This window comes from Mesorhizobium sp. M0184, assembly GCF_040322215.1.
In the GTDB taxonomy this organism is placed as follows: domain Bacteria; phylum Pseudomonadota; class Alphaproteobacteria; order Rhizobiales; family Rhizobiaceae; genus Mesorhizobium.
In genome coordinates, this window is record NZ_JAMYSZ010000016.1 from 1 (window position 1) to 25,286 (window position 25,286).

General features: G+C 63.3%; 21 protein-coding genes. 7 read left to right on the top strand and 14 right to left on the bottom strand.

Going from position 1 to position 25,286, the window contains the following annotated elements:
- Nucleotides 1-240 precede the first annotated feature (240 nt).
- From NKJ23_RS19910 to NKJ23_RS19940, 7 genes are all read right to left on the bottom strand, one after another.
- Complete coding sequence (locus tag NKJ23_RS19910; RefSeq protein WP_023678096.1) at nt 241-648, bottom strand: F0F1 ATP synthase subunit epsilon; 408 nt, start codon at nt 646-648, stop codon at nt 241-243.
- A 118-nt stretch (nt 649-766) separates the two neighbouring features.
- Nucleotides 767-2,332 (bottom strand): F0F1 ATP synthase subunit beta, encoded by a 1,566-nt coding sequence (gene atpD, locus NKJ23_RS19915; protein ID WP_023678097.1) that lies wholly within the window; start codon nt 2,330-2,332, stop codon nt 767-769.
- 67 nt (nt 2,333-2,399) lie between these two features.
- Nucleotides 2,400-3,284, bottom strand: a complete 885-nt coding sequence (locus NKJ23_RS19920) for a F0F1 ATP synthase subunit gamma (RefSeq protein ID WP_352681769.1) — start codon at nt 3,282-3,284, stop codon at nt 2,400-2,402.
- 28 nt (nt 3,285-3,312) lie between these two features.
- Entirely contained in the window at nt 3,313-4,842 is a 1,530-nt protein-coding gene (gene atpA, locus NKJ23_RS19925; protein ID WP_352450899.1) for a F0F1 ATP synthase subunit alpha, read from the bottom strand.
- Nucleotides 4,842-5,402, bottom strand: a complete 561-nt coding sequence (locus NKJ23_RS19930) for a F0F1 ATP synthase subunit delta (RefSeq protein ID WP_352636906.1) — start codon at nt 5,400-5,402, stop codon at nt 4,842-4,844. The genes atpA and NKJ23_RS19930 overlap by 1 nt, the downstream gene beginning before the upstream one ends.
- Before the next feature lie 246 nt (nt 5,403-5,648).
- The gene (locus NKJ23_RS19935; RefSeq protein ID WP_352681771.1) at nt 5,649-6,044 is read right to left on the bottom strand and encodes an AGROH133_08824 family phage infection protein; all 396 of its coding nucleotides are present in this window, start codon (nt 6,042-6,044) and stop codon (nt 5,649-5,651) included.
- Between the two features lie 107 nt (nt 6,045-6,151).
- Complete coding sequence (locus NKJ23_RS19940; protein ID WP_352681773.1) at nt 6,152-8,335, bottom strand: primosomal protein N'; 2,184 nt, start codon at nt 8,333-8,335, stop codon at nt 6,152-6,154.
- Nucleotides 8,336-8,425: 90 nt separating this feature from the next.
- On the opposite strand from NKJ23_RS19940, the gene fsa reads away from it, so the two are divergent.
- Complete coding sequence (gene fsa, locus NKJ23_RS19945; RefSeq protein WP_023678103.1) at nt 8,426-9,079, top strand: fructose-6-phosphate aldolase; 654 nt, start codon at nt 8,426-8,428, stop codon at nt 9,077-9,079.
- Nucleotides 9,080-9,152: 73 nt separating this feature from the next.
- Here the strand turns inward: fsa and NKJ23_RS19950 are convergent, their stop codons facing one another.
- Together NKJ23_RS19950 and leuS are read right to left on the bottom strand one after the other, a co-directional pair.
- Complete coding sequence (locus NKJ23_RS19950; RefSeq protein ID WP_352681775.1) at nt 9,153-9,734, bottom strand: LPS assembly lipoprotein LptE; 582 nt, start codon at nt 9,732-9,734, stop codon at nt 9,153-9,155.
- On the bottom strand, nt 9,721-12,345 hold the full coding sequence (gene leuS, locus NKJ23_RS19955; protein ID WP_352681777.1) for a leucine--tRNA ligase: 2,625 nt from the start codon (nt 12,343-12,345) through the stop codon (nt 9,721-9,723). Before leuS ends, NKJ23_RS19950 begins: the two co-directional genes overlap by 14 nt.
- A gap of 146 nt (nt 12,346-12,491) precedes the next feature.
- On the opposite strand from leuS, the gene NKJ23_RS19960 reads away from it, so the two are divergent.
- Both NKJ23_RS19960 and NKJ23_RS19965 read left to right on the top strand, forming a co-directional pair.
- On the top strand, nt 12,492-13,154 hold the full coding sequence (locus NKJ23_RS19960; RefSeq protein ID WP_352681779.1) for a YggS family pyridoxal phosphate-dependent enzyme: 663 nt from the start codon (nt 12,492-12,494) through the stop codon (nt 13,152-13,154).
- A 109-nt stretch (nt 13,155-13,263) separates the two neighbouring features.
- Nucleotides 13,264-14,313, top strand: coding sequence for an aldo/keto reductase (locus NKJ23_RS19965; protein WP_352681780.1), 1,050 nt, complete (start codon nt 13,264-13,266; stop codon nt 14,311-14,313).
- A 59-nt stretch (nt 14,314-14,372) separates the two neighbouring features.
- On the opposite strand, the gene NKJ23_RS19970 is transcribed toward NKJ23_RS19965, so the two are convergent.
- On the bottom strand, nt 14,373-15,281 hold the full coding sequence (locus NKJ23_RS19970; protein ID WP_352681782.1) for a LysR family transcriptional regulator: 909 nt from the start codon (nt 15,279-15,281) through the stop codon (nt 14,373-14,375).
- A 137-nt stretch (nt 15,282-15,418) separates the two neighbouring features.
- On the opposite strand from NKJ23_RS19970, the gene NKJ23_RS19975 reads away from it, so the two are divergent.
- Nucleotides 15,419-16,600 (top strand): MFS transporter, encoded by a 1,182-nt coding sequence (locus tag NKJ23_RS19975; RefSeq protein WP_352681784.1) that lies wholly within the window; start codon nt 15,419-15,421, stop codon nt 16,598-16,600.
- A gap of 56 nt (nt 16,601-16,656) precedes the next feature.
- On the top strand, nt 16,657-17,691 hold the full coding sequence (locus tag NKJ23_RS19980) for an aldo/keto reductase (protein ID WP_352681786.1): 1,035 nt from the start codon (nt 16,657-16,659) through the stop codon (nt 17,689-17,691).
- A gap of 44 nt (nt 17,692-17,735) precedes the next feature.
- Here NKJ23_RS19980 and NKJ23_RS19985 read toward each other — a convergent pair whose 3' ends face one another.
- Complete coding sequence (locus NKJ23_RS19985; protein WP_023678111.1) at nt 17,736-18,008, bottom strand: usg protein; 273 nt, start codon at nt 18,006-18,008, stop codon at nt 17,736-17,738.
- Between the two features lie 305 nt (nt 18,009-18,313).
- Between NKJ23_RS19985 and acs the strand changes: the two genes are divergently transcribed.
- Together acs and NKJ23_RS19995 are read left to right on the top strand one after the other, a co-directional pair.
- Nucleotides 18,314-20,269: an acetate--CoA ligase gene (acs, locus tag NKJ23_RS19990; protein WP_352681788.1), complete on the top strand. Its 1,956-nt coding sequence runs from the start codon at nt 18,314-18,316 to the stop codon at nt 20,267-20,269.
- Nucleotides 20,269-21,012: an MOSC domain-containing protein gene (locus tag NKJ23_RS19995; protein WP_352455016.1), complete on the top strand. Its 744-nt coding sequence runs from the start codon at nt 20,269-20,271 to the stop codon at nt 21,010-21,012. Before acs ends, NKJ23_RS19995 begins: the two co-directional genes overlap by 1 nt.
- Here the strand turns inward: NKJ23_RS19995 and NKJ23_RS20000 are convergent, their stop codons facing one another.
- From NKJ23_RS20000 to NKJ23_RS20010, 3 genes are all read right to left on the bottom strand, one after another.
- Complete coding sequence (locus NKJ23_RS20000; protein ID WP_352681790.1) at nt 21,013-22,281, bottom strand: class I SAM-dependent methyltransferase; 1,269 nt, start codon at nt 22,279-22,281, stop codon at nt 21,013-21,015.
- A gap of 388 nt (nt 22,282-22,669) precedes the next feature.
- Entirely contained in the window at nt 22,670-24,031 is a 1,362-nt protein-coding gene (locus tag NKJ23_RS20005; protein ID WP_352681792.1) for a pilus assembly protein TadG-related protein, read from the bottom strand.
- Between the two features lie 329 nt (nt 24,032-24,360).
- A complete protein-coding gene (locus tag NKJ23_RS20010) occupies nt 24,361-25,230 on the bottom strand; it encodes a transglutaminase-like domain-containing protein (RefSeq protein WP_352681794.1) in 870 nt (289 codons plus the stop codon).
- Nucleotides 25,231-25,286 lie beyond the last annotated feature (56 nt).

Here is a 25,286-nt window from a genome sequence, read left to right on the forward strand (position 1 = left end):
GTCGCCTACAGAATCACACACCAACCCGACGCCGCAACTCACAGATGAGTCATCGACGCAACGAAAAGATGTGTGCATCCCCTAGTCGTCTTGTGGGAGAAGGTGGCCGAGCGAAGCTCGGTCGGATGAGGGGTGTTCCAGGGAACGCCGACGTCTCGTTTCTTCCAACACCCCTCAACCGTCTCGGCGCTGCGCGCCGATCCACCTTCTCCCACAAGGGGAGAAGGCAAGGGGCGCCTGTTAAGCCGGCAACAGCGCACCTTCGAGCGTGGTGAGTTGGTTAAGGAACTGCTCGGCCTTGCTGCGGGTCTGGTCGTCCTTGGCGTCGGCGGCGTCTTCCCTCGCCTCCTGGATGCGGCGGGCAAGGTCGGCGCGGTCGATGTCGCCGACGGCCACAGCCGATTCGGCGAGCAGCGTGCAGCCGGCCGGAACGATGTCGGCAAAGCCGCCGAACACCACATAGCGCTCTTCCTTGCCTTGCGCGGTCTTCAGCGTAACGACGCCCGGCTTGATTGTGGTCATGACCGGTGCGTGATGCGCCATGACAGTCATCTCGCCTTCGGCGCCCGGGATGACGACGGATTCGACCTGCTCGGAAACCAAGAGGCGCTCCGGCGAGACCAGTTCGAATTTGAAAGCTTCAGGCATGATCAATCTAGCGACTGGTGAATGGTGAATGGTGAACGGTCAGAAAGAATGACCTTCACTCAGCCCCGATTTCCTATCCGCTACTCCCCATTCACAATTCACTATTGACCATTCACCATCAGGCCGCTTCAGCGGCCAGGCGCTGTGCCTTCTCGACCGCTTCCTCGATGCCGCCGACCATGTAGAAGGCGGCTTCTGGCAGATGGTCGTAGTCGCCGTTGCAAAGGCCCTTGAAGCCCTTGATGGTGTCGGCGAGGTCGACCAGCTTGCCCGGTGCGCCGGTGAACACTTCGGCGACGAAGAAGGGCTGCGACAGGAAGCGCTCGATCTTGCGGGCGCGGGCCACCGTCTGCTTATCCTCTTCCGACAGCTCGTCCATGCCCAGGATGGCGATGATGTCCTGCAGCGACTTGTAGCGCTGAAGGATCGACTGCACCTGGCGGGCGACCTGGTAATGCTCTTCGCCGACAACCATCGGGTCGAGCATGCGCGAGGTCGAATCGAGCGGATCGACCGCCGGATAGATGCCCTTTTCCGAAATCGCGCGGTTGAGCACGGTCGTCGCGTCGAGGTGGGCGAACGAGGTCGCCGGTGCCGGGTCGGTCAGGTCGTCGGCCGGCACATAGATCGCCTGCACCGAGGTGATCGAACCCTTGGTCGTCGTGGTGATACGCTCCTGCAGCGCGCCCATGTCGGTAGCCAGCGTCGGCTGGTAGCCCACGGCCGAAGGAATGCGGCCGAGCAGCGCCGACACTTCCGAGCCCGCCTGCGTGAAGCGGAAGATGTTGTCTACGAAGAACAGCACGTCCTGGCCCTGGTCGCGGAAATATTCGGCAACCGTCAGCCCGGTCAGGCCGACGCGGGCACGCGCGCCCGGCGGCTCGTTCATCTGGCCATAGACGAGCGCTGCCTTGGAGCCTTCGCCGCCGCCCTTCTTGTTGACGCCGGACTCGATGAACTCATGATAGAGATCGTTGCCTTCGCGGGTGCGCTCGCCGACGCCGGCGAACACCGAGAAGCCGCCATGCGCCTTGGCGACGTTGTTGATCAGTTCCTGGATTAGCACCGTTTTGCCGACGCCGGCGCCGCCGAACAGGCCGATCTTGCCGCCGCGGGCATAGGGGGCCAGCAGGTCGAGCACCTTGATGCCGGTGACCAGGATCTGCGCTTCCGTCGACTGCTCGACATAGGTCGGCGCCGGCTGGTGGATCGAGCGCATCTCGATGCCGTCGACCGGGCCTGCCTCGTCGACCGGCTCGCCGATGACGTTGATGATGCGGCCGAGCATGCCCGGGCCGACCGGCACGGTAATCGGTGCACCGGTGTCATAGACGTCCTGGCCGCGGACCAGACCTTCGGTCGAGTCCATGGCGATGCAGCGCACGGTGTTTTCGCCCAGATGCTGGGCCACTTCGAGCACGAGGCGATTGCCGACATTGATCGTCTCGAGCGCGTTCAGGATCGCCGGCAGATGTTCGCCGAACTGGACGTCGACAACGGCGCCGATGACCTGGCGAACCTTGCCTGCCAGGCCGGTTTTCTTGATGGTGGCGGCCGGCGTATTCACAGCGGCGGCCTTGGTTGCTGCCGCCTTCTTGGCCGGAGCGGCCTTTGCTGCTGCCGGAGCCTTCGCTGGTGCCGCGGCCTTAGGGGCTGCCGTCTTGGGGGTCGCTGCTTTCGCCATCGTCTTTACCCTTTTCGTCTCTTTGTTTCTCACACGCTTGAGGTCGATGACCTCCTTGTGGGCGTGCCTAGAGCGCCTCGGCGCCCGAAATGATTTCGATCAATTCCTTGGTGATCTGCGCCTGCCGCTGGCGGTTGTAGGTGATCGACAATTTGTTGATCATGTCGCCGGCGTTGCGCGTCGCATTGTCCATGGCGCTCATCTTGGCGCCCATCTCGCCGGCAGCATTCTCGAGCAGCGCGCGAAAAACCTGCACGGAAATGTTGCGCGGGATGAGATCGGAGAGGATCTCGCCCGGCTCCGGCTCGTATTCGTAGACGGCGCTGCCGCCGTCCTTCACTTCCGCGGCAGCCGCAGGCGCGCCCGCCGGGACAATTTGCTGCGCCGTCGGGATCTGGCTGATCACCGACTTGAACTGCGAATAGAACAGCGTGCAGATGTCGAAGCCGCCTTCGTTGAACAGGTGGATCACCTTCTTGGCGATGGCATCGGCATTGACGAAGCCCAGCGTCTTGACCTCGCGCAGGTCGACACGCTCGATGATCAGCGCCCCGTAGTCGCGGCGCAATATGTCGAACCCCTTCTTGCCGACGCAGATGATCTTGACCTGCTTGCCGTCGGCCAGAAGCTTGCGGATGTGGTCGCGGGCAAAGCGGGCGATCTGCGAATTGAAACCGCCGCACAGACCGCGTTCGGCCGTGCAGACGACAAGCAGATGCACGTCGTCCTTGCCGGTGCCGGTCATCAGCGCCGGGGCATCGCCGCCGCCGCCGATCGCCTGGGTGATATTGGCCAGCACCGCGCCCATGCGCTCCGAATAGGGACGCGCCGCTTCCGCCGCTTCCTGCGCGCGACGCAGCTTCGCCGCGGCGACCATCTGCATCGCCTTGGTGATCTTCTGCGTCGCCTTGACCGAGGCGATACGGTTACGAAGGTCTTTTAACGAAGGCATGCTTCAAACCTGATCCCGTCCGTCCTGCTCAAGCAAAGGTCTTGGCGAAGGCGTCGATTTCTGCCTTCAGCCTGGCGCGCAGATCGTCGGACAGCGCCTTCTCCTTGCGGATGCCGTCGAGCACGTCCTTGCCGGCCGAGCGCATATGCGACAACAGACCATGCTCGAACTTGCCGACCTGGTTGACCGCCAGCTTGTCGAGATAGCCGTTGACGCCGGCGAAGATCACCGCGACCTGCTCCTCGACTTTGAGCGGCGAGAATTGCGGCTGCTTCAACAGCTCGGTCAGACGCGAGCCGCGGTTTAGCAGGCGTTGCGTGGCGGCGTCGAGATCGGAGCCGAACTGCGCGAAAGCAGCCATTTCGCGGTACTGCGCGAGCTCGCCCTTGATCGACCCGGCAACCTGCTTCATCGCCTTGATCTGCGCCGAGGAGCCGACGCGCGACACCGACAGGCCGACATTGACCGCCGGACGGACGCCCTGGAAGAACAGATTGGTTTCCAGGAAGATCTGGCCGTCGGTGATCGAGATGACGTTGGTCGGGATATAGGCCGACACGTCGTTGGCCTGCGTTTCGATGATCGGCAGCGCCGTCAGCGACCCACCGCCATTTTCGTCATTGAGCTTGGCGGCGCGCTCGAGCAGGCGCGAGTGCAGATAGAAGACGTCGCCGGGATAGGCTTCGCGGCCCGGCGGACGGCGCAGCAGCAGCGACATCTGGCGATAGGCGACGGCCTGCTTCGACAGGTCGTCGTAGCTGATCAGCGCGTGCATGCCGTTGTCACGGAAATATTCGCCCATGGTGCAGGCGGTGAACGGCGCCAGGAACTGCATTGGCGCCGGATCGGAGGCGGTCGCGGCGATGATGATCGAATAGTCGAGCGCGCCGCGCTCTTCCAGGACCTTGACGAACTGCGCCACCGTCGAGCGCTTCTGGCCGACGGCGACATAGACGCAGTACAGCTTTTCCTTCTCAGGGCCGTTGTCGTGCACCGATTTCTGGTTGAGCATGGTGTCGAGGATGATCGCGGTCTTGCCGGTCTGGCGGTCGCCGATAACCAGCTCGCGCTGGCCGCGGCCGACCGGGATCAGCGCGTCGATGGCCTTGAGGCCGGTCGACATCGGCTCGTTCACCGATTTGCGCGGGATGATGCCGGGCGCTTTGACGTCGACGCGCTTGCGTTCGGTGGCCTGGATCGGGCCTTTGCCGTCAATCGGGTTGCCGAGCGCGTCGACGACGCGGCCGAGCAGGCCCATGCCGACGGGCGCGTCGACGATGGCGCCGGTGCGCTTGACGGTGTCGCCTTCCTTGATGTCGCGGTCGGCGCCGAAGATGACAACGCCGACATTGTCGGCTTCGAGGTTGAGCGCCATGCCGCGGATGCCGCCGGGGAACTCGACCATCTCGCCGGCCTGGACATTGTCGAGGCCGTAGACGCGGGCGATACCGTCACCGACGGACAGCACCTGGCCGACTTCGGAGACCTCGGCCTCCTTGCCGAAATTCTTGATCTGGTCTTTCAGAATTGCGGAAATTTCCGCGGCGCGGATGTCCATCAGCCGACCTCTTTCAGTGCAAGCTTGAGCGAATTGAGTTTGGTTTTGAGCGACGTATCGATCTGGCGCGAGCCGATCTTGACCACCAGTCCGCCGAGCAGCGACGGATCGACGGTGACCGTGATCGCCACATCCTTGCCGGCGACACTTTTCAGCGCTGCCTTCAGCTCGGTTTCCTGGGCAGGCGTCAGCGCATGCGCCGAGGTGACCTCGGCGGCGGTCTCGCCGCGGTGTTCGGCGGCGATCTGGCGGAACGCCTTGATCATGCCGGGCACGGCAAACAGCCGGCGATTCTGGGCAACGACGCGCAGGAAATTGCCGGTGAGGCCGGTGATCCCCGCTTTGTCGGCGATCGCGGCGATCGCCTTGGCCTGGTCCTCGCTGGAGAAGACAGGGCTCCTGATCAGCCGCGAAAGGTCAGCGCTGCCTTCGAGCATCGCTTCGAAACTGTTGAGGTCGGCCTCGACGCTGGCGACCGAATTGGTCTGCAGCGCGAGTTCGAACAGCGAACCCGCATAGCGTTCTGCGACACCTGAGATTGGCGATGACGATTGGGCCACGGACCGTCTTTTCTCTTGTCTGACAGGCCGCAGATTGTTGGCGCGAGCAAAAACTCTGGCTAAATCTTTGACCTTACTGCATTTTTCCAAGCACGGAGGCGCGGCTTCCGCTATCCCCGGTCGAAAGTCGATTGCCGTCTAGCACAGGCATTTTCAGACCGCAATGCGTCGTCCGGCATGGTTTTCAGGCACTATTGTCGCATCCGCCGGGCGAGTTCAGCAACCAACCCCGGATTGATCCCTGATTCAGGGCAAAAAGCCGAAGGCGAAGACCAGAGGCAGCGCCGCCAGCACCAGCTCGACGACGATGGAAGCCCAGTTGAACGGCGTGTTGGCGCCATCCGACATCATCGACAGCAGCCGGCCGAAGGCGGTGAACAGCCAGGAGAAGCCGAGCGCCATATAGAGCAGCGGCTGCGCCAGGAGGATGCAGCACAGGCTGAGGCCGAGATAGAAGCCCGACATCCGGCCGCGCCCCTCGGCGATCGCCGCTGCCTTCTCCGGTCTGACCTGCAGCCGCAGGATGCGGAATGCCAATCCTGGCGCCAGGAACAGCAGCAGGCCGAACAGCAAGGTCACCACGGCGCTCGACCATGCCAGCCACTCGCCCTGGCTCATCGGCCACGGAAACGCAAATTCCATGTTGTCCCCTCGTAAATGGATATTCAAAATTTCGGGCATTCTAGCGAAGCAAGAGACATACGCCAGATGGGCATCGGCAATTTACGGAAGCCTGTCCTCTGAGCCCCTTACAAAAAGCTCTGCGGGTCGATGTCGACCTGGACTCGCACCGAGCCCCTTATCTTCGGCCCCTCGGCCAGCATGGTGCGAATGAACCCTTGCATGTCGGCGCGCCGTTCGCCCTGGATCAGCAGGCGAAAGCGATGGCGGCCGCCGATCAATGACAGCGGCGCCTCGGCCGGGCCGAGCACGAACAGGTCGGTGGCTTGCGGCGCGGCGCGACGCAGGCCACGGGCGTGCTCTTCGGCTTCGGGCCGTATCGCCGCGCTGACGATGACGCCGGCGAGCCGGCCGAAGGGCGGCAGCCCCGCCCGCTCACGCTCGGCGATCTCGCGCTCGTAGAAGGACTCGGCATCGCCGGAGACGATCGCGCGCATCACCGGGTGGTCGGGTTGGAAGGTCTGCAGCAGGCCGAGGCTTTTCTTGCCGGTACGGCCGGCGCGGCCGGTCACCTGGCTGAGCAGTTGGAAGGTGCGCTCGGCGGCGCGCGGATCGCCATTGGCAAGGCCGAGATCGGCATCGACCACACCGACCAGCGTCATGTTGGGGAAATTATGGCCCTTGGCGACGAGTTGCGTGCCGATGACGATGTCGGCCTCGCCATTGGCGATGGCTTCAAGCTCGAGCCGCAGCCGGCGCACGCCGCCCATCAGGTCGGACGACAGTACGATAGTGCGGGCATCGGGGAAATGCGCGACGACCTCCTCGGCGATGCGCTCGACGCCTGGCCCGCAGGCGACCAGATGATCGAGCGTGCCGCATTCCGGACAGGCTTCGGGCCGGCGCTCATTGTGCCCGCAATGATGGCAGACGAGCTGGCCGCGAAAGCGGTGCTCGACCAGCCAGGCCGAGCAGACCGGACAGCCGAAGCGGTGGCCGCAGACCCGGCAGAGCGTCAGCGGCGCATAGCCGCGCCGGTTGAGGAACAGCAGCGACTGTTCCTTTCTTTCCAGCGTCTGCCGTATATGGCCGAGCAGTACAGGCGACAGGAAGCCGCCGCGTGCGGGCGGCGCGCGGCGCATGTCGATCGTCTTGAGATCGGGAAGTGCCGCCTCGGCAAAGCGCGCCGAAAGCACCGCCCTGCTGTAGCGGCCCTGGCTGGCATTGACCCGGCTTTCGACTGACGGTGTCGCCGAAGCGAGCACGACCGGAAAGCCGCCGATATGGCCGCGCACCACGGCCATGTCGCGCGCGTTGTAAAAGACGCGATCCTCCTGCTTGTAGGCGGGGTCGTGCTCTTCATCGACGACGATCAATCCAAGCTCCCTGAATGGCAGGAACAGCGCCGAGCGCGCGCCGGCGACGACCCGCACGCCGCCTTCCGCCACCTGCCGCCAGACCTTTTCGCGCATCCTTGGCGGCAGGTCCGAGTGCCACTCCGCCGGCTTGGCGCCGAACCGCTCCTGGAAGCGTTCGAGGAAAGCGTGGGTCAGCGCGATTTCCGGCAGCAGGATCAGCACCTGCTTGCCGCGATCGAGCGCGGCCGCGACCGCCTCGAAATAGACCTCCGTCTTGCCGGATCCGGTTACACCGTCGAGCAGGGTGACGCCGAATGTACCGGTCGCGACATTGGCGCGCAGCGTCTCGGCGGCATCGCTCTGGTCGGGCATCAGTGAAGGCACGGCGTAGCCGGGATCGGGTGCTGCGACCACCGGCCGCGGCGGGATCATCACCGTCTGGAATACGCCCTGCACCCGCAGCCCGTCCACCACCGTCGACGACACGCCTGCCGCATGCGCCAGGCCGGATCGCGTCCAGGCAAGTCCGCCTTCGGCCGTCTCCAGCACGCGCGTCCTCGCCTCCGTCATCCGGTCGGGCTTGGCGAAGGTGCGCTGCAGCCCTTCGATCCACGGCTCCGGGTCGAACGCCTCCGGCGCCCTGAGCAGCATGCGCGCCACCATGCCGGGCGGCGACAGCGTGTACTGCGCCACCCAATCGACAAAACGCCGCATCGCGCGGTCGATCGGCGGGCAGTCGAAAACCTGCTCGATCGGCCGCAATTTCTTCGCGTCGACCTTTTCGACGGCGCCGTCCCAGACGATGCCGGCGACCTGGCGGGGCCCAAGCGGAACGCGCACGATCGAGCCCGGCACCACGCGCATGCCAGCCGGCACGGCATAGGTGTAGGGGCGCTCGGCGGGCATCGGCACCAGCACCGGTGCGGCCGCGACAAAGGGCGAATCTTCGATCATGAGGCGTGACCTTGCCCCGACTTTGGTCTAGATCAAAGTCCGACCCCAAATGTGCATGACGTGCACATGAAAAATCTTCAGGAGACCGCCATGAAATTTTTTGTCGACACCGCCGATGTCAAGGAAATCCGCGAGCTGAACGATTTGGGGCTGCTCGACGGCGTAACCACCAATCCGTCGCTGATCCTGAAATCCGGCGGCAAGATCGCCGACGTCACAAGAGAGATCTGCGAGATCGTCAAGGGCCCAGTCTCGGCCGAAGTCGTCGCCACCGAATACAAGGACATGATGGCGGAGGCCAAGATCCTGGCCAGGATCGCCGACAATGTCTGCATCAAGGTGCCGCTGACGCTCGACGGCCTGAGAGCCTGCAAGGACATCCGGTCGGACGGCCGCATGGTCAACGTCACGCTGTGCTTCTCGGCCACCCAGGCGCTGCTCGCCGCCAAGGCCGGCGCCTCCTTCATCTCGCCCTTCGTCGGCCGCATCGACGACAGCGGCTGGGACGGCATGGAGCTGATTGCCGATATCCGCACCATCTACGACAATTATGACTTCCAGACTGAAATCCTGACCGCTTCGGTGCGTACCGTGAACCATGTCAAGCAGGCGGCGCTGATCGGTGCCGATGTCATCACCGCGCCGCCGGCGACGCTCAAGGCGCTGGTCAAGCACCCGCTGACCGACAAGGGCCTGGAACTGTTCCTCGCCGACTGGGCAAAGACCGGGCAGAAGATCGGCTGAAGCGACTATCCTACGAACAAAAAAGGCCGAGCAATCGGCCTTTTTTTTTGCAGATTGCGCACTCTGGAAAGACCTAGCTTGCCGCCGGCTTGCCGTGCTTGATCAGATCCTGGGCAATCGACAGCCGCAGCACATCTGCCAGCTCGCGCGCCGCACGGTTCTCGGCGTCGATCTGGGCCCGGTATGACGCGAATTCCTGGCGCGGCCTGTCGTATGACGACGGAATCGAGCGCTTGCCCCTCGCTATGACCGTGCCCGTCTTGGCATCGCTGAGCACATAGTTGGCAGTCAGCGTCACAGTGCCGGCGGTCGGCTCGTCTTCGTCGGTCGTGACCTGCTCGATTGCCGCCGATTCGACGAGTTCGGAGACGCCAAGATCAAGCGAATAGACCGGCGAAGCCGGCTCGCCGGCGCCCTGGCCGAGCGCGAAGATCAAATTGTTGCGGACCTTCTGGGCGTAGCGGGTCTTGACCGGCTTGACCGAGATCGATGCCAGCTCGGCAGCGGCGCCGACCCGCGAGCCGGCGATCAGCGGCGCGCTCGAATAGAGCGGCCGCACCGTGCAGGCGGAAACCAGCGCCACCGAGGCGAGCAGCCCGTAAAGCACGATACGGCGCAGCGTCAGCTCCGCTTTTTTCGGATCAGGCAACGACATTGACGATCCTCTGCGGCACGATGATCACCTTGCGCGGCGCCTTACCTTCGAGCGCTTTCTGCACGAAGTCGAGGGCCAGAACCGCTTTTTCGACCGCACCTTGGTCCGCGTCGCGGGCAATTGTCAAATCGCCGCGCTTCTTGCCGTTGACCTGGACGGGCAGCACGATCTCGGCGTCGACGACAAGCGAGGGATCGTAGTCCGGCCAGGGCCGTTCGGCGACAAGGTCGGTGCCGCCGAGCGTCTGCCAGCACTCCTCGGCCAGATGCGGCATGACCGGCGCGATCAGGTGCACCAGGATCTCGACGGCCTCACGGCAGGCCGCTTGCAGCGCCGGACCGGCCTTGCCCTCTGCCGCCTCGTTGAGCGGTACGGTCAAGGCATTGGCGAGCTCATAGATGCGGGCGATGGCGCGGTTGAAGGCGAGCTTTTCGATATCCTCGCCGACCGACTTCAAGATCTTGTGCGCGGCCTTGGACACTGTCCCGGCCTCGCCGTCCTTCGCCGCCTCTGGCCGGACTCCGGCGAGCGATTCGGCAGCCGTCGACACCAGGCGCCAGATGCGCTGGATGAAGCGGTGCGCGCCGGCCGCACCCTCGTCGGTCCATTCGACATCGCGTTCGGGCGGCGAGTCCGACAGCATGAACCAGCGCGCCGTATCGGCGCCGTAGCCGTCGGTGATCTCTTCCGGACTCACCGTATTCTTCTTCGACTTCGACATTTTTTCGAGCGGACCGATCACCGCCTCTTCGCCGGTGGCGATTTCGAAGGCGCGGCGCTTGCCGTCGGCGTCTTCCAGCCTGACCTCGCTTGGCGCAAGCCAGCGGCCGTTCGAGGCGCCGCCAACCCGATAGGTCTCGTGCACCACCATGCCTTGCGTGAACAGGCCCCTGAACGGCTCGGCGAGATCGACATGGCCGGTCTCGCGCATGGCGCGGGTGAAAAAGCGCGAATAGAGCAAATGCAGGATCGCATGCTCAATACCGCCAATATACTGGTCGACCGGCAGCCATTCAGTCGCGGCCTCGGGATCGGTCGGATCGTTTGCCCACGGCGCGGTGAAGCGAGCGAAATACCACGAAGAATCGACAAATGTGTCCATCGTGTCGGTTTCGCGCCGCGCATCCTTGCCGCAACGCGGGCATTTGACGTGCCGCCATGTCGGATGGCGATCGAGCGGATTGCCCGGCCGGTCGAACTCGATGTCGTCCGGCAGCTTGACCGGCAGGTCGGCTTTCGGCACCGGCACCACGCCGCAATCCTCGCAATGGATCATCGGGATCGGGCAGCCCCAATAGCGCTGGCGCGAAATGCCCCAGTCGCGCAGGCGGAAATTCACCTTGCGCTCTGCCATCGGCCGGTTGCCGATGGTCCTTTGTTCCAGCAGCTTCGCCACCTCGTCGAATGCCTGATCCGGCTTCATGCCGTCGAGGAAGCGCGAATTGATCATCGCGCCATCATCGACATAAGCCTCGTCGATGACCTGGAAGCTTCCTTGATTCTCGCCTTCCGGCATCACCACCGGAATGACCGGAAGGCCGTATCTGTTGGCGAAGTCGAGGTCGCGCTGGTCATGTGCCGGGCAGCCGAAGATGGCGCCGGTGCCATAGTCCATCAGCACGAAATTGGCGACGTAGACGGGCAGCGTCCACCTCTCGTCGAACGGATGGGCAACGCGAATGCCGGTATCGAAACCCTTCTTCTCGGCCGTCTCCAAGGCCACCGCCGAAGTGCCCATATGGCGGACTTCGTCGATGAACTTTGCCAGTGCCGGATTGTCTTCGGCGGCCTTTTTGGCCAGCGGATGGTCGGCTGCAATCGCCATGAAGGAGGCGCCGAAGATCGTGTCGGGCCTGGTCGTATAGACTTCGAGCTCATGCTCGCCGGCGATTGGCTTGGCCAGCGGCCAGCGGATCAGCAGCCCTTCCGAACGGCCGATCCAGTTCGCCTGCATCAGCTTCACTTTTTCCGGCCAGTCGTCGAGCTGATCGAGCGAATCCAGCAGATCCTGCGCATAATCGGTGATCTTGAAGAACCACTGCGTCAGCTCGCGCTGTTCCACCAGCGCGCCTGAGCGCCAGCCGCGTCCGTCGATGACCTGCTCGTTGGCAAGCACCGTCATGTCCTCCGGATCCCAGTTGACCTTGGAGGATTTGCGCGTCACCAGCCCCTTCTCGACGAAATCGAGGAACAGCATCTGCTGGCGGTGATAGTAGTCGACATCGCAGGTGGCGAACTCGCGCGCCCAATCGAGCGATAGGCCCATGACCTTGAGCTGCTCGCGCATGGCGGCAATGTTCTGATAGGTCCAGTCCTTGGGATGGACCTTGTTCTGCATCGCCGCGTTTTCGGCTGGCATGCCAAAGGCGTCCCAGCCCATCGGGTGCAGCACGTTGAAGCCCTTGGCCCGCTTGTAGCGCGCCACCACGTCGCCCATCGTATAGTTGCGGGTATGGCCGATATGGATGCGCCCCGACGGATACGGGAACATCTCCAGCACGTAGTATTTCGGGCGCGGGTCGTCATTGTCGGCTTCGAACAGCTTCTTGGCGTCCCAGGCCTTCTGCCATTTGGGCTCTGACGCGCGCGGATTGTATCGTTCGGTTGCCATCGGGTGTTTTTCACTTAAAAGCATGCGCGAGCCGCCGGACAATGCCCGGGCGGCTCAGGAAATGTCGTCGCGGTGTTCACCATGGATTGCCGGACCCGTCAACTGCGGCGATCCGGCGAAAAGCCAAACACAGGCAGGATATAGGCATGGCGAGCGCCGTCGAACAGCTTTTCACGGTCAAGGCAAGGATCGCTGCCGCCGAGCGCGAGGCAGGCCGCGAGGCCGGAGCGGTGACGCTGGTCGCAGTCTCGAAAACCTTCGACGCCGCCGATATCCGCCCCGTCATCGAGGCCGGCCAGCGCGTCTTCGGCGAAAACCGCGTCCAGGAAGCACAAGCCAAATGGCCGGTGCTGAAGGAGGCATTTTCCGACATCGAGCTGCATCTGATCGGTCCGCTGCAATCGAACAAGGCTAAGGAAGCGGTGGCATTGTTCGACGTCATCGAAACCGTCGACCGTGAAAAGATCGCCGCAGAGCTGGCCAAGGAAATCGCCAGGCAGGGCAGGACGCCAAGGCTCTACGTCCAGGTCAACACCGGCTCGGAGCCGCAAAAGGCCGGCATCGAGCCATGCGAGGCTGTCGCCTTCGTGGCCCGCTGCCGCTCGGTTCACGCCCTCGCCATCGAAGGGCTGATGTGCATTCCGCCGGCCGACGAGAACCCCGGTCCGCATTTCGCGCTGCTGGAAAAGCTTGGGCTCGAGGCCGGCGTCGACAAGCTCTCCATGGGCATGTCCGGCGACTACGAAACCGCGATCGCCTTCGGCGCGACCAGTGTCAGGGTTGGATCGGCGATTTTCGGCGCCAGATGAGGCGCAGCCAGCCTTAGGCCACAGGCTGACATTGACTAAGCCAGCGTATAGAAACGGAACGTTTCGTTCCTATATGGGTCGAGTTATTCTCAACCCGTCTGGAGCCACCATGCGTTACAATCAACTTGGAAATACGGGGATGTTCGTCTCCGAACTTTGCCTCGGCACGATGACGTTCGGCGCGGCCGGCGAGAATGCCCAATGGGGCCTGATCGCCAGCCTCGACCAGAAGGGCGTCGACGAGATCGTTGCCCGCTCGCTCGCCGCCGGTGTCAATTTCTTCGACACGGCGGATGTCTATTCCTTCGGCGCCTCGGAACGGCTTCTCGGCCAGTCGCTCAGGAACCTTGGCGTCAACCGTCAGGACGTGATCATCGCCACCAAGGTTCATGGCGCCATGGGCGGCGGCCCGAACCAGCGCGGTTCCTCGCGCGGCCACATCATGGATTCGGTCGAAGGCAGCCTCGAGCGGCTGCAGCTCGATCACATCGATCTCTACCAACTGCACGGCACCGACACGGTGACGCCGATCGACGAAACGCTGCGGGCGCTCGACGACCTGGTTGCCGCCGGCAAGGTCCGCTATGTCGGCGTCTCGAACTGGCAGGCCTGGCGCATCGCCAAGGCGCTGGGTATTGCCGAGCGCAAAGGCTTTGCCCGCTTCGAGACCGTGCAGTCGTACTACTCGATCGCCGGCCGCGATCTCGAGCGCGAAATCGTGCCGCTGCTCAACGAGGAGAAGCTCGGGCTGATGGTCTGGTCGCCGATGGCTGGCGGCCTGCTCTCCGGCAAATACGGACCGGGCGCCCCCGGCAATGGCGAGGGCCGCCGCGCTAGCTTCAATTTCCCGCCGGTCAATGAGGACCGTGCCTGGGCAGCAGTCGCCGTCATGCGCGAGATCGCCGTCAAGCACGGCGTCAGCGTCGCCACGGTGGCGCTCGGCTATGTCCTGGCCAAGCCATTCGTGATGAGCGTCATCATCGGCGCCAGCCGCATGGAGCAGTTGGAACAGAACCTTGCAGCCTCCGAGTTGAAGCTCGATGCCGATGATCTCGTTCGCCTCGACGAAGTCAGTGCCCTGCCCGCCGAATACCCCGGCTGGATGCTGGAACGTCAGGCTGCCGGCCGGCGTCCGGCGCCCGTTGTGCCGAAAACGTAACTCAATCTCACCTTCGATTCGATACTTCGGGAGCCGGCAGGCTCCCGATTTTTTTGGGTTCAGGTCAGCCGGACAGTCTCGACCAAAAAGTCCAAAAACGCCCGCACCCGCGCCGGCAGATGCTTGCCTTGGCCGACATAGACGGCGTGGGTGAGTTCCTCGTCGCCGGGGTTGAACTCTTCCAGCAGCGGCAGAAGCCGGCCGGCCGCAATGTCGGCCTCCACATGCCAGCGTGCCAGCCGGGCGATGCCCGCCCCCGAGAGCGCCATCAGCCGCATAGCCTCGCCGTCGCTGACCAGTGTGTTTCCGATGATCGACAGGGTGGTAGGCTTGCCGGCCGCGTCGATAAAAGGCCAGCCCTCGAGGTGGCGTACGAAACGGAAGCCCATCCGGTTGTGACGATCGAGATCGGCGGGCGTCTTGGGCGTGCCACGCGCTTCGAGATACGATGGCGCCGCAACGACGACCACCCGGCTCTGCCCGAGCTTGCGCGCCACCAGCCGTGATTCGCCGAGCGGTCCGGCGCGGATGGCGACGTCAGCGCGCTCCTCCATCAGGTCGATGACATTGTCGGTCAACACCAGATCGACCGAGATTTCGGGGTAGCGCTCTAGAAAACGCGGCAAAAGCGGGATCAGCCGATGCTGCCCGAAAGGCACGTAGCTGTTGATCCGCAGCCGGCCACGCGGCGCGGCACCCACCGCTGCCTCGCGCTCGGCCGCCGCCATGTCGGCCAGGACGCGCACGCCGCTGTCGAAGAACGCCGCCCCCTCCGGCGTCAGTTGCAGCTTGCGCGTCGAACGGCTGACCAGCCGCGCACCAAGCCGCGCCTCCAGCCGCGCGATCAGCTTGCTCACCGCCGACGGCGTCATCCGCAACGCGCGGGCAGCGGCTGAAAAGCTGCCCGCCTCGACGACGCGGACGAACACTTCGATCTCGCCGGAGCGATTGATGTCGGGCCTGGCCATTGGTGAATCTATTTCACAGACGATGTGCCCGATGCAAGACTGGTTCACAGCACATCGCGGCACGATCTTCCGCATCGGGGCGTGGGAGGACACGGCGCCCGTCGTCAAATCTGGTCGTCATCGAAGTGGGAACCGCCATGCCCCTTGCTCTTTACGCTCTTGCCGCCGGTGCCTTTGGCATCGGCGTCACCGAATTCGTCATTATGGGCCTGCTGCTCGACGTCAGCACTGATCTCGGCGTCTCGATCTCAGCTTCCGGCCAGCTGATTTCCGGCTATGCGCTGGGCGTCGTCATCGGCGCGCCGCTGCTGACGATCGCGACCGGCCGTTGGCCGCGCAAAACCGTGCTTCTGGCGCTGATGGCGATCTTCACGCTGGGCAACCTCGCTTGTGCGCTTGCCCCAGACTACTGGACGCTGATGGGTGCGCGCGTACTGACCGCCTTCGCCCACGGCACCTTCTTCGGCGTCGGCTCGGTCGTGGCGACCGGACTGGTGGCGCCCAACAAGAAAGCCTCGGCGATCGCCCTGATGTTCACCGGTCTGACCATCGCCAACATCCTCGGCGTGCCCTTCGGCACATGGCTCGGCCAAGCCTTCGGCTGGCGCGCGACCTTCTGGGCGGTGACCCTGGTCGGCATCGCCGCCTTTACCATCATTCTGCTGCTGGTGCCGCGCAGCCGAACAGAGCCCGAGAAGGGCAATTTGCGCGCCGATCTCGCCGTGCTCGGCCGCACGCCGGTCCTGCTTGGCTTTGCCACCACCGTGCTTGGCTATGCCGGCGTCTTCGCCGTCTTCACCTACATCGCCCCGTTGCTGACCGAGATCACCGGTTTTGACGAAGCAGCGGTGTCGCCGATCCTGCTGGTCTTCGGCGGCGGCCTCATCGCCGGCAACCTCGCCGGCGGCAAGTTCGCCGACCGTTGGTTGGTACCGTCCGTTCTCGGCAGTCTCGTCGTTCTGGCGATGGTGCTCGGCACCATGACCTTCGCCCTGCACAGCCAGGTCATGGCCGCTATCTATGTCGGCTTGCTCGGCGCCGCCGCCTTCGCCACCGTGGCGCCGCTGCAGATGTGGGTGCTGGAAAAGGCACAAGGCGCCGGCCAGAGCCTCGCCTCATCCTTCAACATCGCCGCCTTCAACCTCGGCAATGCTGCCGGCGCCTGGCTCGGCGGCGTGGTCATCTCCCATGGTCCCGGCCTCGATGCCGTCACCTGGGTCGCGGCCCTGTTGCCGCTTTCAGCGCTTGCCGTGGCGGCGTTTGCGCTGCGCCTCGACCGAGATCCTGTCCTCGCCACACCGGAAATCGCGCGGTCATAGAACGGCAAACCTCAACCAATCTTTGAAACAGCCATCCTTCCACAAGGAGCAAACCCATGGATTATCGAAATCTTGGCGCATCAGGCCTGAAGGTCCCGGCGCTCTCGTTCGGCGCTGGAACCTTCGGCGGTTCAGGCCCGCTGTTCGGCGCCTGGGGCAACAGCGATGCGACGGAAGCACGGCGGCTGGTCGACATCTGCCTTGAGGCCGGCGTCAACCTGTTCGACACCGCCGACGTCTGTTCGAATGGCGCTTCCGAACAAGTGCTCGGCGCTGCCATCAAGGGCCGCCGCGACGCCGTGCTGATCTCGACCAAGACCTCGCTGCCGATGGGCGACGGTCCCAACGATGCCGGATCGTCACGTTCACGCCTGATCAAGGCCGTCGAAGACGCGCTGAAGCGTCTTGGCACCGATTACATCGACCTGCTGCAACTGCACGCCTTCGACGCCGCAACACCGATCGAGGAGGTGCTGTCGACGCTGGACAGTCTCGTGCGCGCCGGCAAACTGCGTTATGTCGGCGTCTCCAATTTTTCCGGCTGGCAAGTGATGAAGTCGCTCGGCCTGGCGGATAGATATGGCTATCCCCGATACGTCGCCCATCAGGTCTATTACTCGCTGGTCGGACGCGATTATGAATGGGAGTTGATGCCGCTCGGCCTCGACCAGGGCGTCGGTGCGCTGGTGTGGAGCCCACTCGGCTGGGGCCGCCTGACCGGCAAGATCCGCCGTGGCCAGAAGCTGCCTGAAAAAAGCCGGCTGCACGACACGGCAAGCTTCGGACCGCCCGTCGAGGATGAGCATCTCTATCGGGTCGTCGACGCGCTTGATGTTGTCGCCGAGGAAACCGGCAAGACCGTACCGCAGATCGCCATCAATTGGCTGCTGCAGCGGCCGACCGTCACCTCCGTCATCGTTGGCGCGCGCAACGAGGAGCAGTTGCGCCAGAATCTCGGCGCCGTCGGCTGGTCCTTGACAGCCGAGCAGATGAAGAAGCTCGACACGGCAAGTGAGGTCACCGCACCCTATCCGTATTTTCCCTATCGCCGGCAGGAGGGTTTTGCCCGGCTGAACCCGCCCGCAGTCTGACGCTCCAAAAGCTGGGCGGCGGCTCCCAGGCTGCCGCCCCCGGGCTAATGCAGCACGAACTCGCCGTCGACCTTGCGCCATTCGTTAGGCGCGATCAACTTCTGGTGCGTGTAGCTGACCGAATGCAGCGGGCCTTCGAGCTTGGCCTTCCAGAACTCGATGAAACGGATCAGCACGGGAAATTTCGGGGCGATATCGTAATCCTGCCAGATGAAGCTCTGCAGCAGATGCGGATGATCTGGAAAGTGATAAAGAATTTTGGCCGTGGTCAAGCCATAGCCCTTGAGCATCAGGTCCATTTCTGAATGGTCGCGCATTGCGGTCCCCTGGTTGATTCTCCTTCCTCCCAGCCTGAAATTGTGCACCCCATTTACTTATTCGTCTATTGATATTTCTGCGATCAAACTAGATTCCTCCCGCAAAAACATGCGCTTAGCAGCCGCCTCACGAGAGTGCTGACACCGCCCGGCAAGGCACCTGCGGCATCCCGCCGCGCGAATCCAACGTCTAATGTTGCCGTCGCGGCCGAACTGTTAATAATGCGCGCGAATTCGCGGCCGCATCGCCGCGATCCTGCCGGCAGTCAAGCCGGCGGTTTGGTTTTGGGGAGGAAGGCGAAGAAATGTCCGATGTTCATGTCCATCGCGTCCAGCCGGCGTGGAAGAAGAACGCGCTGATTGACAACGACACCTACCTGAAATGGTACGCCGACAGTGTCAAGAACCCGGACAAGTTCTGGGGCAAGCACGGCAAGCGCATCGACTGGTTCAAGCCCTACAGCAAGGTCAAGAACACGTCCTTCGACGGCCAGGTCTCGATCAAATGGTTCGAGGATGGCCAGACCAACGTTTCCTGGAACTGCATCGACCGGCATCTGAAGAAGCGCGGCGAACAGACCGCCATCATCTGGGAAGGCGACAATCCCTACGACGACAGGAAGATCACCTATAACGAGCTTTACGCGCATGTCTGCCGCCTCGCCAATGTGATGAAAAAGCACGGCATCAAGAAGGGCGACCGCGTAACCATCTACATGCCGATGATCCCGGAGGCCGCTTATGCGATGCTCGCCTGCACGCGCATCGGCGCCATTCATTCGGTCGTCTTCGGCGGCTTTTCGCCGGATGCGCTGGCCGGACGCATCGATGACTGCAAGTCGACCTTCGTCATCACCGCCGACGAAGGCCTGCGGGGCGGCAAGCCTATCCCGCTGAAGGAGAACACCGACAAGGCGATCGAGATCGCCGCCAAGGCCGGAACGAAAGTCGAAAAGGTCTTGGTCGTGCGCCGCACCGGCGGCAAGACCGGCTGGGCCGCCGGGCGCGACGTCTGGTACCATGACGAGGTCGCCACGGTTAAGGCCGAATGCAAGCCCGAGAAGATGAACGCCGAGGACCCGCTGTTCATCCTCTACACATCCGGCTCGACCGGCAAGCCGAAGGGCGTGCTGCACACCACCGCCGGCTATCTCGTCTATGTCTCGATGACCCACCAATATGTCTTCGACTATCATGACGGCGATATCTACTGGTGCACCGCCGATGTCGGCTGGGTCACCGGCCACAGCTATATCGTCTACGGGCCGCTCGCCAACGGCGCCACCACGCTGATATTCGAAGGCGTGCCGAACTACCCGTCGCAGTCGCGTTTCTGGGACGTGATCGACAAGCACAAGGTCAACATCTTCTACACGGCGCCGACGGCGTTGCGCGCGCTGATGGGCGCCGGCGATGCCCATGTCACCAAAACGTCGCGCAAGTCGCTGCGCGTGCTCGGCACCGTCGGCGAGCCGATCAATCCGGAAGCCTGGGAGTGGTATTTCAACGTCGTCGGCAACGGCAAGGTGCCGATCGTCGATACCTGGTGGCAGACCGAGACCGGCGGCATCATGATCACGCCGGTTCCGGGCGCCACCCACCTCAAGGCGGGTTCGGCGACGCGGCCCTTCTTTGGCGTCAAGCCGCAGCTGGTCGATACCGACGGCAAGGTGCTCGAAGGCGAAGCCAGCGGCAATCTTTGTATTGCCGACTCATGGCCGGGCCAGACGCGCACCGTCTATGGCGATCACGACCGCTTCGTGCAGACCTATTTCTCGACCTACAAGGGCAGATACTTCACCGGCGACGGCTGCCGCCGCGATGCTGACGGCTACTACTGGATCACCGGCCGCGTCGACGACGTCATCAACGTCTCCGGCCACCGCATGGGCACCGCCGAGGTCGAATCGGCGCTGGTTTCGCATGGGAAGGTCTCGGAGGCCGCCGTCGTCGGCTACCCGCACGATATCAAGGGCCAGGGCATCTACTGCTATGTCACGCTGATGGCCGGCGAGACGCCAAGCGAGGAATTGCGCCAGGAGCTCGTCGCCCACGTCCGCAAGGAGATCGGCGCCATCGCTTCGCCCGACAAGATCCAGTTCGCGCCCGGCCTGCCGAAGACGCGTTCCGGCAAGATCATGCGACGCATCCTGCGCAAGATCGCCGAGGATGATTTTGCCGCGCTCGGCGATACCTCGACGCTGGCCGATCCGGCGGTCGTCGACGACCTTATCGCCAACCGGCAAAACAAGAAGGGCTGATGCAACCCGCATTGGGCGCCGTCACCGAGCTTTGGCGCTATCCCGCGAGCTCGCTCGCCGGCGAGTTTCAGCAGGCGATCTCCGTCGACTGGCATACCGTCGAAGGCGACCGCCTGTTTGGTCTTGTCGATACCTCGACCGATGAAATCGCACGGCCCGACCGCGAAGCGAAATGGCACAAGGTGCCCCGCATCCGCACCCGGCTGTCGCAGGCCGGCAGGCTGGAGGTCGCCATCCCCGACGGACGCTGGCTTTCGGCACCTGGCGCGCAAAGTGATCGCGCCATTTGCGCCTATCTCGGCTTTGCGGCTTCCATCCGGCCGTTCCGTCGGGAAAATGCGGCTCCGGATTACGCCGGCCCTCCGCTGACGGAACGCTACGTCAAAGCCCCTATTCATCTGCTGACCACCGCCTCACTGGCGCGTTTGAAAGTGCTGCATCCAGAGGGCACCGCCGACGCGCGCCGCTTCCGCCCCAACATCGTCGTCGATATGCCGGAGGTCGAGGGATCGTTCCCCGAGACGGAATGGATCGGGCGCAAGCTGGCAATCGGCGACCTGCTCCTGACCATCTCCGAGCCGTGCCGCCGCTGCGGCTTCACCATCATTGGCCAGGACGGGTTCGACCACGACCCGGCAATCCTGCGCAGCCTGGTCCGCCACAACGCCCATAACCTCGGCGTCTACTGCACCGTCGATCGACCGGCCCGCGTCGAGATCGGCGCCACGATGCGCCTCCTGTAGCTATCGGTACAAATCCGCCCGCGTCGGCGGCAGGCCGCTCGGCCCACGCGCGCGCCTTGTGGCGACGGTCTGGAAAACCTGCGCCGAGGCGCGTTCGAAGGTAATCGAGCAGCCGGTCAGATAAAGCAGCCAGAGCCGCGCCTTGGCTTCGCCGACCTCGGCGATGGCTTCGTCGAAGCGTGCGTGGAGACGCTCTGCCCATAGCCTGCAGGTGCGCGCATAGTGCTCGCGCAAGTTTTCGACGTCGTAGACGAGGAAGCCGTGCGCCTCGAGATTGCCGAGCGTCATGCCGATCGTATCGAGTTCGCCGCCCGGAAAAATGTATTTGATCAGCGCCTTGAATTCCGGCCCCTTGCGCAGCGTCTTCTTCAAGCTGCCCTTGTCGCGCCGGGTGATGGCGTGGTGCAGATAGATGCCGCCGGGCTTGAGCAGGCGATGGATCCTCGAGAAATAGGCCGCATGGTTGGCAAGCCCCAGATGCTCGAACATGCCGATCGAGGAGATCTTGTCGAAGGAGCCGGACAGCTCGGCATAGGACTTGATCTCGATGGTGATGCGGTCCTCCAGCCCGGCGGCGCGGATGCGGTCACGGGCGAGCTCGGTCTGTGCTTCCGATAGCGAAACGCCGTGGCCGACGACGCCATAATTCTTCACCGCATGGATGAGCATCGCTCCCCAGCCGCAGCCGATGTCGAGCAATCTATCGCCGGGCTTCAGCCGAAGCTTGCGGCAGATATGGTCGAGCTTGTCTCTCTGGGCCTGATCGATATCGTTGGCGAAATCCTTGAAGTAGCCGCAGCTATAGACCATGCGCTCGTCGAGGAAGAGCCGGTAGAATGCGTTGGAAATGTCGTAATGATGCTGGATCGCCTCCTTGCTCGAACCGCTGACAAAAGGATTGCGGCCGGAAAGATCGGTTCGCGTCGTCATCTGTTTTCGCGAAAACAGCACCGCCGGCAGGTCGCGCAGGATCGCCAGCTTCGGCAATGTCTTGAGCTTCGTCCTGAGCTTGCCCTGCGTGGGCAAGGCGTAGAAATCGAACAGCGATCCGTCTTCGACGTCGACCGCCTTGGCAATCCACATCTCGATCAGCGTCGATAAAGAGGGCCGACGTACGATCTGCCAGACGATGTCCTGGTCGTTGATGGTGAGCACCGGGCCGGCAGCCGGGCCGATCCGCTCGCCTGTCCACAGCCTCACCGCAAAACCCGGCTTCAGCGTCTCGATGACCGTCCGAACAATCCGGGCCGCTCTCTCGGCTGCCTCCATCCCCGTCCTCCCTTACCCGGCAAAATAGTGGCCCGGAACAATAGCGGCTCGATCTTGCCTGCCCGATCGGCCGGCCGCAAGCCGCCCGAGTGCACAAGCAGGCTTGTTCAGGATTTTCGGGTGCCGCGCCTTGCCATTTGCCGGATGACACCCCATCATGAGGGAGTGTTCAACAAATCGAAAGGAGGTGATCCGATGTCGAGTGATTTCGTTTTCCAGAACGTGGCCTCAGCGGATCGCACTTTCGGGAAGCAGTCTTCCCGTTAAGGCGCGAGATGCGCGGCTGGCGACCAACCGTCGCCGCCAGGAGCCGCGCCATGGACGGAAACACGGAAGGCCGCCGGCTTCGCGAGAAGCGGCGGCCTTTTCTTTTTTGGGCTGTTGTCCCCTATTTGGTTACGGTTAACATCTCGACGTTGCGCGCTATATCCTGGAAAGCCTGGTTGAGTTCCGTTCCATTGGCCGCCTGATAAAAGTGCTTGATCTTGGCGGTGTCCGGGCTCGCGCAATCCTGGAGCGTCGCCTTGGCATTCGTTTCGTTTAGGTCAAACCCAATGGTGAAGACCTCGATGCCCTTGTCGCGCATGGCAGCGCAAAGTTTCTTGGCGGCCGTGCGGGTCGGCTCCTTGCCGGCGTCATTGTAGACGTCGCTCACCGTGCTCGCATCGAAGTAGGACAGGTTGAATTCGCCGTCGGTCATCAGGATCGCGATCTTGGCGACCTTCTTTGGATCCATCTTGGCCGGCCGCTGCGAAGTCCTCATGATGCCCCCCCAGTTCTCCGAGAGCATGTACCAGGTCCACTGCACGCCGATATGGCCAGCGGTGCCGCCGGAGGCGACGAAATTCTTGATGACCGTCTTGAGCGCCGTCGCATCCGCTGTCAGCGGCATCAGCGCGGCGCTCGGGCAGGCGGCGGTGCCGGTTTGCCACGCGAAGGACGACAGCAGGTAGTCGCGGTTGACCATGCTGGCGTCGGGGCCTGCGTCCGAATATTGATAGATCCCCTTGCGCTCGGTGGCGCAATTATCGGGACGGATAAAGCCCGAGACATACTGCACGGCGTCATTGGCCGGCGCCTGTTTGCGTTGACTGGCGGTGGTTTCCACATAGACGCTGCTGACGGCAAGCGCGCCGGCATTCACCGAATTCGCGTAGGGCACGATGGAGACGCGCACTCGCGGGTTGGCAGGGTCCTGGCCGCCCAGGAAACTGTCGACGGCATTCGCCGCGGCCGCCCGTAGATCGATGATTTTCTGGCCGGCCATCGAACCGGTCACGTCCAGCATCATAGCGACTTCGATCTGCTTGTCCGAATAGAGCGCCATCGTCGATGCGGGGACGCGTTGCATGCCAACCGTGCTGAAAAGCGGGAAATAGTAGTTGACGTTGACATGGACGTCCGCCTGGACAGTCTTGGCTGTCCTGTCGACAACCAGATTGTCGAGGACGATCTGGTTGTCCTGGAGGATACCCGCCGTGCTGTTGGCATCGAGAAAGGCCTGCACCGATTTGCCGGCGTCGGCCTCGCTGATGACGCCGGTTGTCAGGTCGCGGGCCGTCGAGGTGACCGCTGCATCGACCACGCCTTGCAGGCTCGATTTTACATTGTAGAGTTGGGACACGTTGACCGCAAAGCCGACACTCAGTGCCAGCACTGAGCCGATTATCCCAAACAGGACCGCGAAATTTCCGCTGCGATCCCCGGCAAAGCCGCCGATCGTCTGAACAAGACCCCCGAAACGCCGCATTCCTTCCGCCTCCATTCGCTACAGCCTGCAGCTGTCCGAACGCGCATTGCAGGAATCCGGCCGGATCGCGCCGCCAGGCCCGGGAAAGCGACCGGCCCGCGATCAGGTCATTGTTTCCAAACGGTTTCGAGCGGCGGCAGGGTAAACAGCGGGTAAACGAAAGCTGCGCCGGCACGGCTTTGTTGACAAAGCGCTTACCACGAACAGGCTCGCAATTCAGGACGACTGGACTGCGTCCCAATCCGGTACAGACGAGATGTATCGAACCGGTTCAGCACGATCGCGGTGGCGGGAAATGGAAACACGGACTGTGAATGTGTCCCGAAAGACTAGGCCAGCATCCGTGCGCTGACCGTCTTGTCGACGCCACGATAAGGCGGCTTGAACAGATTACCTTCCTGCTCGTGCGTCCAGACCTTGAACAGGGTGAGCCGATGCGGGCCAAAACTGTGCAGCAGCGGCACGTCGGTGGCGTCGCGGCCGCGGGCGATGACGACGCGGCCGATCCTCGGCACATTGTGGCGAGGATCGAAAGTGTACCACCTGCCGTCGAGGAACACTTCCAACCAGGCCGAGAAATCCATCGGCGCCGGATCGGCGGGCACGCCGATATCGCCGAGATAGCCGTTCACGTAGCGGGCCGGGATGTTCATGCAGCGGCAGAGCGTGATCGCCAGATGGGCAAAGTCGCGGCAGACGCCGACGCGTTCCTCATGCGCCTGCGCCGCCGTGCGGGTCGAGCGCGCATAGCCGTAGCCGAAGGACAGGCGGTTGTGGACATAGTCGACGATGGCCTGCACCCGCGCCCAGCCCGGCGGAAGCTGGCCGAAAAGTTGCCAGGCCAGGTCGCCGAGATGGTCGGTCTCGCAGTAACGGCTGCCGAGCAGATAGCCGAGCACCTCGTCCGGCAATTCGGCAACCGGGACTTCCCTGGCCAGCGTGTTGACTTCGTCTGTCTCGCCGCTGTCCTCGACCACCGCGTCATAGAGGATGCGAAAGCTTCCGGCCGGCGCCGTGAAGCGGCGGCAGCTATTGCCGAAAAGGTCGTGGTAGACCCTGGTCGGGACCGACGGCGAGGTCAGCACGCGCGTCTGCCGCTTGATGTCGGCCTGGCGGTCCCTGTGGATATCGAGCAATGAAACGACCGGCGTTGCTGCAACGCATTCAATGGCAATTTCATAGCCGAGCCGAATCAGCATCGCCCTCCCCTACGATCGTCATGGAAGATAGTGCCGATCAACGCGGGACAGTGTGT